Annotated in this window: 11 protein-coding genes; 2 read left to right on the forward strand and 9 right to left on the reverse strand. The window is 61.1% G+C overall.

Going from position 1 to position 13,232, the window contains the following annotated elements:
* Positions 1-3: 3 nt before the first annotated feature.
* The 7 genes from gcvH to arcD (BT199_RS17525) form a co-directional block, all read right to left on the reverse strand.
* Positions 4-387, reverse strand: a complete 384-nt coding sequence (gcvH, locus tag BT199_RS17495; protein WP_014719698.1) for a glycine cleavage system protein GcvH — start codon at positions 385-387, stop codon at positions 4-6.
* Positions 388-793: 406 nt separating this feature from the next.
* Positions 794-2,302, reverse strand: coding sequence for a sigma-54-dependent transcriptional regulator (locus tag BT199_RS17500; RefSeq protein WP_072435152.1), 1,509 nt, complete (start codon positions 2,300-2,302; stop codon positions 794-796).
* Between the two features lie 171 nt (positions 2,303-2,473).
* The gene (locus BT199_RS17505; RefSeq protein WP_060766532.1) at positions 2,474-2,836 is read right to left on the reverse strand and encodes a DUF5064 family protein; all 363 of its coding nucleotides are present in this window, start codon (positions 2,834-2,836) and stop codon (positions 2,474-2,476) included.
* Between the two features lie 18 nt (positions 2,837-2,854).
* Complete coding sequence (arcC, locus tag BT199_RS17510; protein WP_072435154.1) at positions 2,855-3,784, reverse strand: carbamate kinase; 930 nt, start codon at positions 3,782-3,784, stop codon at positions 2,855-2,857.
* Between the two features lie 136 nt (positions 3,785-3,920).
* A complete protein-coding gene (locus tag BT199_RS17515; protein ID WP_014719695.1) occupies positions 3,921-4,931 on the reverse strand; it encodes an ornithine carbamoyltransferase in 1,011 nt (336 codons plus the stop codon).
* Positions 4,932-4,943: 12 nt separating this feature from the next.
* Positions 4,944-6,200, reverse strand: a complete 1,257-nt coding sequence (arcA, locus tag BT199_RS17520) for an arginine deiminase (RefSeq protein ID WP_014719694.1) — start codon at positions 6,198-6,200, stop codon at positions 4,944-4,946.
* A 24-nt stretch (positions 6,201-6,224) separates the two neighbouring features.
* A complete protein-coding gene (arcD, locus tag BT199_RS17525; RefSeq protein WP_014719693.1) occupies positions 6,225-7,652 on the reverse strand; it encodes an arginine-ornithine antiporter in 1,428 nt (475 codons plus the stop codon).
* A gap of 397 nt (positions 7,653-8,049) precedes the next feature.
* Here arcD (BT199_RS17525) and arcD (BT199_RS17530) point away from each other — a divergent pair, with 397 nt between their 5' ends.
* Together arcD (BT199_RS17530) and BT199_RS17535 are read left to right on the forward strand one after the other, a co-directional pair.
* On the forward strand, positions 8,050-9,477 hold the full coding sequence (gene arcD, locus BT199_RS17530; RefSeq protein ID WP_014719692.1) for an arginine-ornithine antiporter: 1,428 nt from the start codon (positions 8,050-8,052) through the stop codon (positions 9,475-9,477).
* On the forward strand, positions 9,474-10,337 hold the full coding sequence (locus tag BT199_RS17535) for a DNA-3-methyladenine glycosylase family protein (protein WP_072435156.1): 864 nt from the start codon (positions 9,474-9,476) through the stop codon (positions 10,335-10,337). Before arcD (BT199_RS17530) ends, BT199_RS17535 begins: the two co-directional genes overlap by 4 nt.
* Before the next feature lie 115 nt (positions 10,338-10,452).
* On the opposite strand, the gene BT199_RS17540 is transcribed toward BT199_RS17535, so the two are convergent.
* Together BT199_RS17540 and BT199_RS17545 are read right to left on the reverse strand one after the other, a co-directional pair.
* Positions 10,453-11,802, reverse strand: a complete 1,350-nt coding sequence (locus BT199_RS17540) for a CoA transferase (RefSeq protein WP_032902760.1) — start codon at positions 11,800-11,802, stop codon at positions 10,453-10,455.
* Positions 11,803-11,839: 37 nt separating this feature from the next.
* Positions 11,840-13,186: a sensor histidine kinase gene (locus BT199_RS17545; protein ID WP_014719689.1), complete on the reverse strand. Its 1,347-nt coding sequence runs from the start codon at positions 13,184-13,186 to the stop codon at positions 11,840-11,842.
* Between the last annotated feature and the right edge of the window lie 46 nt (positions 13,187-13,232).

A 13,232-nucleotide genomic window follows, 5' to 3' on the forward strand; every position in this document is an offset into this window, starting at 1 on the left:
TCCTCAAGCTTCAGCGTTGGCTTTGATCAGACGGTCGTACGCATCCTGATCCAACAGCTTAGCCACTGCATCGGCATCGGCGGGTTTAAAGCGGAAGAACCAGCCTTCGCCCATCGGGTCTTCGTTGACCAGTTCCGGGCTGCCATCGAGCTTGTCGTTGACTTCGAGGACTTCACCGTCCAACGGCATGTACACACCACTGGCGGCCTTGACCGACTCCACGGTGGAGGCTTCGGCGCCCTTGGTATAAGCCTGCAACTCTGGCAGTTGCACGAAAACCACATCACCCAGCGCGTTCTGCGCAAAAGCGGTGATACCCACGGTGACGCTGCCATCGGCTTCGGCGCGCAGCCATTCGTGATCTTCAGTGAAACGCAACTCGCTCATGGAAACTCCTCAGGGCCAGAATCGTCTGGTGGACGGGATTGGAATAATGAGGAGTTGCTTAGCAATATCGCGGCCAACGTTATTAAGTCGTTATAGATCAAAGAGTTAATAAATTCCGCCAGAGGCTTAATCGAATGTGCTGTAGCGTTTTCGCTACAGTCGAGTGCGTGAAAAAAAGCCTATGTGGATCAAAGCCTTGCATGGCGCGCAAAAAACAGGGTTGTAGCGATATCGTTACGCTGTAGCGCTTTCAGTACACGGAATGTCGTTCTCAGACCAAATCTGTAATGCGGTCTCTATGGGAGCTGGCTTGCCTGCGATAGCGGTCTACCCGTCACTAAGGCGTTGGATGACCCAACGCTATCGCAGGCAAGCCAGCTCCTACAGTTGAACCGCGTTTATTCCGTCAGGGTTTGTTGGGAATGCCGTATTTGCGCAGGCGATGGGCGATAGCCGTGTGGGAGGTTTGCAGCCGGCTGGCCAGTTGGCGGGTCGAGGGGTAGCGGCTGTAGAGGCTTTCCAGCAGGCTGCGCTCGAAATCTTCCACGGCCTGTTCCAGGCTGTCGACTTCACCATCGCTCTGGCGCGCCACGGAGGTGCCGGCGATGTCCAGGTCGCCGATGTCCACCAGGCTGCTTTCGCAGATGGCGGCAGCGCGGAAGATCACGTTTTGCAACTGCCGCACGTTGCCCGGCCAGTGGTTACCCAGCAGGGCTGGATAGGTACCCGGGGCCAGGCGGCAGACCGGGCGCTGGATCTGCGCGCAGGCTTGCTGCATGAAGTAGCGCGCCAGCAGCAGGATGTCCTGGCCGCGTTCACGCAAAGGCGGCACGGCGACGTTGAGCACGTTGAGGCGGTAAAACAGATCTTCGCGAAAGGTGCCTTCGCTGACCATCTTTTCCAGGTCGCGGTGGGTGGCGCTGAGGATGCGCACATTGACCTTCACTTCGCGGTCGCCACCCACGCGGCGAAAGCTGCCGTCGTTGAGAAAGCGCAGCAGTTTGGCTTGCAGGTACGGCGACATTTCACCGATCTCATCGAGGAATACCGTGCCCTGGTTGGCCAGCTCCATCAGCCCCGGTTTGCCACCGCGTTGCGCGCCGGTAAAGGCGCCAGGCGCATAGCCAAACAATTCGCTTTCGGCGAGGTTTTCCGGCAACGCCGCGCAGTTCAGTGCCAGAAACGGCGCACTGTGGCGCGTGCTGATGGCGTGGCAGGCGCGGGCCACCAGCTCTTTGCCGGTGCCGGTTTCGCCCTGGATCAGCAGCGGTGCATCCAGCGCCGCCACCCGTTGCGCCCGAGCCTTGAGCGTGCGGATCGCCGGGGACTCGCCCAGCAGCGCATCAAACCCTTCGGCATGGTCATGGTGCAGCGCCGACAGTTGTTCGCCGATGCGGTTGGGCTGGTAGAGGGTAAGCAGGGCGCCAGCGTCGGTGATCGGCGTGGCGCCCAGCAGCAAGGTCTGGCCGTTGACGCTGATCTCGCGCAACGGCAATCGAAAGCCCTGGTCCAGCAAGGTTTCCAGCAAGGCCGGATCATCGAACAGCTCGGCGATGCTCTCACCGGCCGGTTCACGCCCGTACAAGGCGATCAGCGCCGGATTGGCCAGCAGGATCTTGCCTGCACTGTCCAGGGCCAGCACCGGGTCGGTCATGGCCGCCAGCAGGGCGTCGAGTTGCAAGTGGCGACGCTGGCCCGGAAGGATGTCGACGACCTTTACCGCCTGCACGCCGTGCACGCTGAACAACGCATCGCGCAGCTCTTCAAGCACCTCGGCGCTGAGGGTCGGCGCATCGATATAGACATTGGGCGGCACCATTTCCACCGCATCCAGATTGAGATTGCGCCCACCGAGCAAGGCCAGGACTTCCTGGGTGATGCCGACGCGGTCGATGAAGCTGACGTGGATACGCATGGGGCGATTGGCAATTCTGATGAGCAGAGGCGGCAAGTATGCCTTGGAGCGAGTGGAGATCAAAATGTGGGAGCGGGCTTGCTCGCGAATGCGGTGGGTCAGTCAGCTGATTATTGACTGTTCCACCGCATTCGCGAGCAAGCCCGCTCCCACAGGGGATTTGCGGTGTTTTTATTCCAGGTGTTCGGGTTTGACCGGGTCGCCGGATTTCACATCCAGTTGATGCCGCACATCTTCAAACATCAGGTCGTACTGCTTGTGCATCGACCCATTCAACACGGCCATCTTCGGCATGCCGTATTTCTGCGCGATGTTCATCGCGTGCCGGGCAAAGTCGTACGCCTGATCCTTGGGCAGGAAGAACTCTTCCTGGAGGTCCTTGCCCTGCACCGAACCGTGCAGTTTGAAGAGCATTCCCTTGCCTTCCTTTGGGTCCTGGCTGACTTCATAGTCGATGCACAGGTTATAGCTGTAGTCATGCTCGTTCAGCGCGTGTCGCTCGATATGCAGGTGACCGGGTTCAAAGATAGCCATAGGCGTTTCTCCTCAACTTCACAGGTAGGTGATGCCAGGTTTGGCCGTGCTGATGCGCGTGCCGGCGCTGCCCTGGACGATGGCTTCGATGTCCGAGAGTGAACCGATCACCGCAGTTTTGCCAGTCTGGCGGGCGAACTCGCAGGCGGCCTGGACCTTGGGCCCCATGGAGCCGGCGGCGAAGCCGAGTTTTTCCATGTCGTCGGGGTGGGCCTGGCCGATGGCCTTCTGGGTGGGCTTGCCGAAGTCGATAAAGGCGGCGTTGACGTCGGTGGCGATCACCAGCAAATCGGCCTCCAGTTGCGTGGCCAGCAAGGAGGAACACAGGTCTTTGTCGATCACGGCTTCAATGCCGCGCAGCTTGCCGTCTTCGCCATACATCGTCGGGATGCCGCCGCCACCGGCGCAGATCACGATGGCTTTTTTCTCCAGCAGCCATTTGATCGGGCGAATTTCAAAGATGCGTTTGGGGCGCGGGCTGGCGACCACGCGGCGGTATTTGTCGCCATCGGGCGCGATGGCCCAACCTTTCTCGGCGGCGAGTTTCTCGGCTTCGGCTTTGGCATACACCGGGCCGATGGGCTTGGTAGGGTTCTGGAAGGCCGGGTCCTTGGCGTCCACTTCGACCTGGGTGAGCAGGGTGGCGAACGGCACTTCAAAGTCCAGCAGGTTGCCCAGTTCCTGTTCAATGATGTAGCCGATCATGCCCTCTGTCTCAGCGCCCAGCACGTCCAGCGGGTAAGGCGAGACGCTGGTGTAGGCCGCTGCCTGCAATGACAGCAGGCCCACTTGCGGGCCATTGCCGTGGGCGATCACCAACTCGTTGCCGGGGTGGATCTTGGCGATCTGTTCGGTGGCGATATGGATGTTGGCCCGTTGATTGTCTGCGGTCATGGGTTCACCACGACGCAGGAGGGCGTTGCCGCCCAGGGCTACGACGATGCGCATACAGAATGTCCTTCTAGAATGATCGTTCCCACGCTCTGCGTGGGAATGCCTCACCGGACGCTCTGCGTCCGCTCTTGTGGCGCAGAGCGCCACTGGCTGCATTCCCACGCGGAGCGTGGGAACGATCAGAGTGGGGTTAGATATCCGCCAACGCCGACACCAGAATCGCCTTGATGGTATGCATGCGGTTTTCCGCCTGCTCGAAGGCGATATTGGCCGGCGACTCGAACACCTCTTCGGTCACTTCCACGCCATTGGCCAGGTGCGGATAGCGCGCCGCGATGTCCTTGCCGACCTTGGTTTCACTGTTGTGGAACGCCGGCAGGCAATGCATGAATTTCACCCGAGGGTTGCCCGAGGCTTTCATCATCTTGGCGTTGACCTGGTACGGCAGCAGTTGCTCGATGCGCTCGTCCCACGCTTCCACCGGTTCGCCCATGGACACCCAGATATCGGTGTGGATGAAATCCACACCTTTCACGGCTTCTTTCGGGTCTTCGGTGATGGTGATGCGTGCGCCGCTTTCCTCGGCAAAGGCCTGGCATTGCTTGATGAAATCTTCATGGGGCCACAGCGCTTTGGGCGCGCCGATGCGCACGTCCATGCCCAGCTTGGCGCCGATCATCAGCAGCGAGTTGCCCATGTTGTAGCGGGCGTCCCCGAGGTAGGCGTAGCTGATGTCATGCAGCGGCTTGTCGCTGTGTTCGCGCATGGTCAGGGTGTCGGCGATCATCTGGGTCGGGTGGAATTCGGCGGTGAGGCCGTTGAACACCGGCACACCGGCGAACTTGGCCAGCTCTTCGACGATTTCCTGCTCAAAGCCACGGTATTCAATGGCATCGAACATCCGGCCCAGTACGCGGGCGGTGTCTTTCATGCTTTCTTTGTGGCCGATCTGCGACGACACCGGGTCGATATAGGTGACGTGGGCGCCCTGGTCATGGGCCGCGACTTCGAAGGCACAGCGAGTGCGGGTGGAGGTTTTTTCGAAGATCAGTGCGATGTTCTTGCCCTGCAGGTGCGGACGCTCGGTGCCGGTGTATTTGGCGCGTTTGAGGTCGCGGGACAGGTCCAGCAGATAATGCAGCTCGCGAGTGGTGTGGTGCATCAGCGACAGCAGGCTGCGGTTGCGCATATTGAAAGCCATGATGAAATCTCCTTAATAGTCGATAGGGTCGCGGATGATCGGGCAGGTCATGCAGTGGCCGCCGCCACGGCCTCGGCCGAGTTCACCGGCGCTGATGGTGATCACTTCCACACCGGCCTTGCGCAGCAGGGTGTTGGTGTAGGTATTGCGGTCGTAGCCAATCACCACGCCCGGTTCCACGGCCACCACGTTGTTGCCGTCATCCCATTGCTCGCGTTCGGCGGCGAAGCTGTTGCCGCCGGTCTCGACCACGCGCAGGGCCTTGAGGTTGAGCGCTGCGGCCACGGTTTCGAGGAAGTTGGTTTTCTCGCGCTGAATGTCGATGCCGTGGGGCTTGCTCTCGTCAGGACGCAGGGTGAAAGGCACGATCTGGTTGACCACTTCGGGGAAGACGGTGACCAGGTCGCGGTCGCAGAAGCTGAACACGGTGTCCAGGTGCATCGCGGCGCGGGATTTGGGCAGGCCGGCCACGATGACGCGCTCCACGGCTTTGTTCTGGAACAGGTTGCGCGCCAGTTGGCCAATGGCCTGGTGGGACGAACGCTCACCCATGCCGATCAACACCACGCCGTTGCCAATCGGCATCACGTCGCCGCCTTCCAGCGTCGCGGCGCCATGTTCCTGATCGGGGTCGCCGTACCAGATCTGGAAGTCCGCGTTGGTGAACTCAGGGTGGAATTTATAGATGGCGCTGGTCAGCAGGGTTTCCTGGCGGCGCGCCGGCCAGTACATCGGGTTGAGCGTCACGCCGCCGTAGATCCAGCAAGTGGTGTCGCGGGTGAACTGGGTGTTGGGCAGTGGCGGCAAGATGAAACTGGCATGGCCGAGAAAATCGCGGAACATCTCGATGGTCTTGCCACCGAAGCTGCTCGGCAGGTCGTCGGCCGATACGCCGCCAATCAGGTACTCGCTGATTTTGCGCGGCTCCAGGCTGCGCAGCCACGAACCGACTTCATCGACCAGGCCCAGGCCTACGGTGTTGGCGGTGATCTTGCGTTCCAGAATCCAGTCCAGCGCTTCGGGGTTGGCGACGATGTCGGTGAGCAGGTTGTGCATTTCCAGCACATCAATGTCCCGCTCGCGCATCTTGGTCACGAAGTCGAAGTGGTCGCGCTTGGCCTGGGCCACCCACAGCACGTCATCGAACAGCAGCTCGTCGCAGTTGTTGGGGGTCAGCCGCTGGTGGGCCAAACCTGGGGAGCACACCATGACTTTGCGCAGTTTGCCGGCTTCGGAATGTACGCCGTACTTCACTTTTTCCGTGGTCATTACAGATCCTCCAGTGAACAACAATTACAGGGTCAGGAAGCCGTCGTAGAGCCCATAGGCCGCCACCAGGGCGCCAATGACCACTGCGGCGAAAATCAGCTTCTCGACGGGGGTGAAAATCGGTTTGCCCAGTTCACGCTTGGCTTTGGCGAACAGGATCGCGCCAGGGGCATAGAGCAGGGCGGAGAGCAGCAGGTATTTGGTGCCGCCGGCGTAGAGCAGCCAGATCGCATAGATCAGGGCGATAGCGCCGATGAACAGGTCCTTTCTGCGCTCTTTGAGGGCGTTCTCGTAGGTCTCGCCGCGCACCGCCAGCAGCAGGGCGTAGGCCGCCGACCACAGGTAAGGCACCAGGATCATCGAGGTGGCGAGGTAGATCAGTGACAGGTAGGTGCTGGCGGAAAACAGCGTGATCACCAGGAATATCTGCACCATTGCGTTGGTCAGCCACAGGGCGTTGACCGGCACATGGTTGGCGTTTTCCTTGCGCAGGAACTCCGGCATGGTGTGGTCCTTGGCGGCGGCGAACATGATCTCCGCACACAGCAGCACCCAGGACAGCAGCGCGCCGAGCAGGGAGATGATCAAGCCCACGCTGATCAGCACCGCGCCCCAGTGGCCCACCACATGCTCCAGCACGGCGGCCATCGACGGGTTTTGCAGTTTGGCCAGTTCCGGCTGGGTCATGATCCCCAGGGACAGCACGTTCACCAGCATCAGGAACAGCAGCACAGTGATAAAGCCGATCACGGTGGCCTTGCCCACGTCACTGCGTTTCTCGGCACGGGACGAGAAGATGCTCGCGCCTTCGATGCCGATAAACACCCACACGGTGACCAGCATCATGTTGCGCACCTGGTTCATCACACTGCCCAGGTCCGGGTTTTTCACGCCCCAGATGTCAGCGGTGAAGATGTCCAGCTTGAACGCGAACAGGGCGATGAGCACGAACAGCAGCAGCGGCACCACCTTGGCGACGGTGGTCACCAGGTTGATGAACGCCGCTTCCTTGATCCCGCGCAGCACCAGGAAATGCACGGCCCATAACAGCACTGACGCAGCGATCACTGCCGTCGGGGTATTGCCCTCGCCAAAGACCGGGAAGAAATAGCCCAAGGTGCTGAACAGCAACACGAAGTAGCCGACGTTGCCCAGCCAGGCGCTGATCCAGTAGCCCCAGGCGGATGAAAAGCCCATGTAGTCGCCGAAACCGGCCTTGGCGTAGGCGTAGACCCCGCCGTCGAGGTCAGGCTTGCGGTTGGCGAGGGTCTGGAACACGAAGGCGAGGGTCAACATACCGATGGCGGTAATCACCCAGCCGATCAACACCGCACCGACATCGGCGCTGGCGGCCATGTTTTGTGGCAATGAAAAGATACCGCCGCCAATCATCGAGCCGACGACAAGTGCGACCAGGGCGCCTAGTCGAAGTTTTCCGGGAGTTTCAGACATTGCATGACTCCAATGCAGGAGAAGAGAGACCACAGAATAATTCCGTGCGCTAATCAAACAGCTGACTCAGATCACTTCATTGGCACATTCCATTGTGAATTAACGACTTAGGGTGAGGTTTTTGCGGACGAACAAGTCCCGCAAAGGCGCTTGATAGAGCGCTCTTTGCTTTGTGGTTAATCATTTGGTCGAGGGCATGGGTGTTGACGCTAGTTCGTATTTGCGAATGTGCAAATTTTTTGTACGTTGTTTGACTATCGCTTCATAATTGACGTATTTAAATTCTAAATAAGCCTAAACTTCCTACCTTTACATATCCTTATGTTATGACAACGTCATTAATCTGAATTACTTGTGTGCGCAGTTGTCGCCCAACCGTTTATTTCGAGGAAGCTGCATGACCCAACCCGCCCAGAAACTCCGGCTCAGTGCCCTGATCGCCCTGGTGGTGGGCTCGATGATTGGCGGCGGCATCTTTTCATTGCCGCAGAACATGGCCGCCCGTGCCGAAGTGGGCGCCATATTGATCGGCTGGGCGATCACCGCCATCGGCATGCTGACCCTGGCCTTTGTGTTCCAGACGTTGGCGAACCGTAAGCCAGAACTGGACTCCGGGGTTTATGCCTACGCCAAGGCGGGTTTTGGCGACTACATGGGCTTTTCATCCGCCTGGGGTTACTGGATCAGTGCGTGGATGGGCAATGTCGGTTATTTCGTCTTGCTATTCAGCACCCTCGGCTACTTTTTTCCGGCGTTCGGCCAGGGCAATACGCCGCTTGCCATCGGCTGCGCGTCGCTGTTGCTGTGGGCCGTACATTTTCTGGTGATGCGCGGGATCAAAGAGGCAGCGTTCATCAATCAGGTGACGACGGTGGCGAAGATCGTGCCGCTGCTGATGTTTATCGTGATCGCCGCCGTTGCATTCAAGGCGGATATTTTCACCCGCGATATCTGGGGAATGGGTAACCCGCAGATGGGCAGCGTGGTCGAGCAGGTGCGCCACATGATGCTGGTCACGGTGTTTGTATTTATCGGGATCGAAGGCGCCAGTGTGTATTCGGCGCGGGCGCAGAAACGCTCGGACGTGGGGCGCGCCACGGTGATTGGTTTCGTGGGCGTGCTGGCCTTGCTGGTGCTGGTGAATGTGTTGTCCCTGGGCATCATGAGCCAGCCGGAGCTGGCGCAATTGCAGAACCCGTCCCTGGCCGGTGTGTTGGAGCATGTCGTCGGGCCTTGGGGTGCGGTATTGATCAGTATCGGCCTGGCGGTTTCGCTGCTCGGCGCGTTGCTCTCCTGGGCGCTGCTGTGCGCGGAAATCCTCTATGCCACCGCCCAGGACAAGACCATGCCGGCGTTCCTGAAGAAGGAAAACGCCAATCAGGTGCCGGTCAATGCCTTATGGCTGACCAACGTGATGATCCAGGCATTCCTGGTGATCACGCTGTTTTCCGCCAGCACCTACACCACCCTGATCTACCTGGCGTCCTCGATGATCCTGGTGCCTTATTTGTGGTCGGCGGCCTATGCGGTGCTGTTGAGCGCGCGCGGCGAAACCTATGCAGGCTGGCAGCGCCGGCGCATGAAAGATCTGCTGGTGGGGCTGGTTGCCCTCGGCTACGCGATTTGGCTGCTGTATGCGGGGGGCTTGAAGTATTTGCTGCTGTCGGCGTTGCTGTACGCCCCGGGTGTGATCCTGTTTGCCCTGGCCAAGCGCGAGCAGGGCCTACCCTTGTTTACCGCCGTGGAAAAAGGCATTTTCAGCGGCGTGATCGCGGGTGCCGGGTTAGCCGCGTATGGGCTGTATAGCGGGGTATTGTCACTGTGAGATTGGCGTATCAACCGCCCTACGACTGGGCGGCGATGCTGGGGTTCCTATCGGCGCGGGCGATTACCGGGTTGGAAACCGTGGTCGCCGGCGTATATCGGCGCAGTATCAGTGTGGCGGGCCGACATGGCTGGGTCAGCGTCGAACCGGGCGTGGGGGATTGGCTGGAGGTGACGGTCGACTTTCCCGAGCCTGCAGCGATGCCTGAGATCGAGTGGCGCTTGCGCAGGATGTTTGATCTGGATGCGGTGCCTGAGGTGATCAACGCGCAATTGTCGCAAGATCCCCTGATGGCGCAACTGGCTGCGGCCCGCCCTGGCCTGCGGTTGCCAGGCACCTGGGACGGGTTGGAACTGGCGATTCGTGCAGTGCTGGGCCAGCAGATAACCGTGGTGGCGGCGATTCGCCTGGCGAGCAAGCTGGTGGCTCAGTATGGCCTGGCGCTGGCATCCCCGCACGCCGGTATTACCCACCTGTTTCCGACACCAGAAGTGCTGGCGGCGGCAGACCTGGCCACCCTGGGCATGCCCAAGGCGCGGGGTCGTACGTTGTCCGGTGTGGCCCAGGCGCTGTTGGATGATCCTCAGCTTTTCGAACCCAAGGCCAGCCTCCAGGACGGCGTTGCACGGCTGGTTGCGTTGCCGGGGATTGGAGAGTGGACCGCGCAGTACATCGCCATGCGCCAGTTGCGCGAGGTGGATGCATTTGCGTCGGGGGATATCGGGCTGATCAATGCTTTGGCAGCCTTGGAAGGTGGGCCGGTGTCGGCGCGGCAGTTATTGGCGCGGGCCGAGGCGTGGCGGCCGTTGAGGGCGTATGCGGCGCAGCATTTGTGGACGTCGTTGAACCGCAAAGATTAGCGGCGCCTGTCAGGCCCTCTTCGCGAGCAAGCCCGCTCCCACATGTTTATCGCATTTCAAAGAATGTACTCGGTCAAGTGTGGGAGCGGGCTTGCTCGCGAAAGCGGACGAGAAGTCACCACTGTGGCCGATGCGAGCCCAGTTCCACCGCCGGCAAATCCCACTGCAACGGCGTGCCACTGATGCTCAGCGGCGCCAGTAGCCGGTGGGCCTGGCCCCAGGCTGTCTGCTCCACGACCAGGCCCTGGTCATTGATGTCTTCCTCACGCAATGCCGCTTGCTGTGACACTTGCCCGGCCGCCACCAGCAACTTCGCCGTGCGCGCCAACGACAAGCGCGCCGAACCGCCGCGTCCGGAGTCCAGGCGCTCGGCCAAAGCCCGGATCGCGCTGGCGGCCATCAAATAGCCGGTGGCGTGATCCAGCGCCTGCACCGGTAGCGGCAGCGGTTTATCCGTCTGTTTCCAGGCCATGCCGGCCTCGGCAATCCCGCTGCTCATCTGCACCAGGCTGTCAAAGCCACGCCGATTACGCCATGGGCCGCTCCAGCCGTAGGCGTTGAGGCTGACGTCGATCAGGCCGGGGGCGATGTGCTGACGTTCGCCAAGGGTATAACCCAGTTGCTCCAGGGCATCGGCGCGGTAACCGTGGAACAGAATGTCGGCGTCCTTGAGCAACGCTTCAAACACCTGCCGGTCGTCGTGGCGCTTTAGATCAAGGCGGGCGCAGCGTTTACCCAGGGTCATTTCCGGGACGACGCCAGGTTCGTTCCAAGTGGGCGAGTCGATGCGCAGTACGTCGGCGCCTAAGCCTGCGAGGAAACGACTGGCCACCGGGCCGGCCAGCACCCGGGTCAAATCCAGCACCTTGATGCCGGCCAGTGGGCGAGCGGCTGAGCCTAGCCAGGGTTTGTCGATGCCGGGTTCGAAGACCTGGCGCTGGATCAACGCTTCGGCGTTTACCGCCAAGCCTTGGGGATGCTGCTGCCAGGCTTGCCAGCTACGCATTTGCGCGGCACAACCGCCCGCATCGACAACCGCCTGTTCCAGTTCGGCGGCTTTCCAGGTCGCGACTCTACTCGCCATGGCGGCGCAATCAGCGGCAGGCCCCAATACCCGCTCGGCCGCCGCACGATGATGGGGCGCGTTGGTGTGCAGGCGGATCCAGCCATCGACGCTGGCGTAATCACCCGCTACCGGGTCCCACAAAGGCGGCACTTGCCACCCCACGGGGCGAATCGACGAAGAGAACCACAACGAGGCCAGGCGCCGATCCACGCTGACGCTGGGCAGACGCCCGGTTTGTTGCTCAATCAACTGGGCGATAGCCTGGCCCGCGGCGCCGATGCTGGCGGCCGCCAGGTCAGTCACGGCAAAGGTCGAGGGCAAGGCACCGGCCTGGGTCTGGGGCAGTGGGGCGTGCGGTAACGCGAGTGCGGCTTGGATGGGAGTCAGCAGGTCAGTCATCAAAGGCCCTCCGTAAGAGAAGGGCCACTATAGAAGATCATCCCACTGGTGTGGCAACCCCAGGGATCAAGGGCAGTTCGATGCTGGCGATAAAGCCGCCATCGGGATGGTTGGCCAGGATCAGGTTGCCGCCATGGCGCTCGGCGGCGCGACGGGCGATGGCCAGGCCCAGGCCATGACCTTGGGCGGTCTGGCCCGGCGCCCGATAGAACGGCTCGCCCAATTGGCTCAGGTGCTCGGCTTCAACGCCGGGGCCGTGGTCGCGTACGCTGATCAGAATGCGCCCGCCTTGATGCTGGGCCTGCAATTCAATCGGTTCGCCCACCGGGTTGAAGCGCTGGGCATTGCGCAGCAGGTTGTCCACGGCGCGTTCGATCATGGTCGGCCAGCCTTTAAGCTGCAAATCATTGGCAGTCGTCAGTTGCACCACTTGCTCGGGGGCACTGAGTTGGGCGTCCTTTTGCAGGGTTTTAAGCAACGGGGTGAGGTCGATGTCTTCGGCGCTGGCGTTGTCGGCGTCGACCCGTGCCAACACCAGGATCTCGCTGATCAAGGCTTCCAGGCGATCGCATTCGCGGGTCAGGCGCGGCCAGAGTTTTTCCCGCTCTTCGGGGCTGGCGCGTTCGGCCAGGGCCAGGGCGATACGCAAGCGCGCCAACGGCGAGCGCAGTTCGTGGGAGACGTCGCGCAGCAACTGGCGCTGGCTGCCGATCAGGCTTTGCAGGCGCGCGCCCATGCGGTTGAAGTCGTTAGCCAAGACACCGAATTCGTCGCGCCGGTTGGCCAGTTGCGCCAGGCTGTTTTGTTGATAGGTGGTTTGCCCCAGATCATGCACCGCGCCGCGCAAACGACTGAGCGGGCGAGTAATGGACAACGTCACCAGAAGGCTGAACAGGGTCAGCACCACCAGGGTAATCGCCAGGGCACTGAGCGGCCACAGCAGGCTGCTGCGGTGCCAGGCCTCCAGCTCCGGGTGGGGAATGCGGTAGATCAGCAGGTAGGTGTCGCCGGTTTTGTCGCTGGTGTACTCGGCGGTCAGGCGTCGCCACGGCAGGTGGCCGTCCTGGCTGTCGTTCTGCCGGGCTTCGAAGGCGGCGGCGCGGCGCGGGAAGGTGCCCCGCACCACCGGCTCGCCACTCTCGTTCAGCACTTGCACATCAATGTGGTACTGGCGTTTGCGCTGTTGCAGCAAGTCCTGGGCGGCGTCTTCGCCCTGGGCTTCATAGAGTTGCGTCCACTCTTGGGCCAGGTTGTTGAGGCCAGGGTGGCGGCTCAGAATCCAGGCGTCCTGGTTGAGCATATGCCCAAGCAAAATCGACAACCCGCCTACCAGGGCGATGGCCAGCCAGAAACTCGCCAGGATACGCCAGAACAATGAACGCACAGGAAACCCTCAAACAGGAAAAGCCCAGCGGCGCGAACCACTGGGC

Origin of the sequence: Pseudomonas sp. NFR02, from assembly GCF_900119375.1 — a bacterium.
Classification (GTDB): Bacteria; Pseudomonadota; Gammaproteobacteria; order Pseudomonadales; family Pseudomonadaceae; genus Aquipseudomonas; species Aquipseudomonas paracarnis.

Coding starts and splice junctions, on each gene's coding strand:
- arcA (WP_014719694.1), bottom strand. CDS start 6,200: ATGACCACGGAAAAAGTGAAGTACGGCGTACATTCCGAAGCCGGCAAA.
- arcD (WP_014719693.1), bottom strand. CDS start 7,652: ATGTCTGAAACTCCCGGAAAACTTCGACTAGGCGCCCTGGTCGCACTT.
- BT199_RS17540 (WP_032902760.1), bottom strand. CDS start 11,802: ATGACTGACCTGCTGACTCCCATCCAAGCCGCACTCGCGTTACCGCAC.
- arcC (WP_072435154.1), bottom strand. CDS start 3,784: ATGCGCATCGTCGTAGCCCTGGGCGGCAACGCCCTCCTGCGTCGTGGT.
- BT199_RS17500 (WP_072435152.1), bottom strand. CDS start 2,302: ATGCGTATCCACGTCAGCTTCATCGACCGCGTCGGCATCACCCAGGAA.
- arcD (WP_014719692.1), top strand. CDS start 8,050: ATGACCCAACCCGCCCAGAAACTCCGGCTCAGTGCCCTGATCGCCCTG.
- gcvH (WP_014719698.1), bottom strand. CDS start 387: ATGAGCGAGTTGCGTTTCACTGAAGATCACGAATGGCTGCGCGCCGAA.
- BT199_RS17505 (WP_060766532.1), bottom strand. CDS start 2,836: ATGGCTATCTTTGAACCCGGTCACCTGCATATCGAGCGACACGCGCTG.
- BT199_RS17515 (WP_014719695.1), bottom strand. CDS start 4,931: ATGGCTTTCAATATGCGCAACCGCAGCCTGCTGTCGCTGATGCACCAC.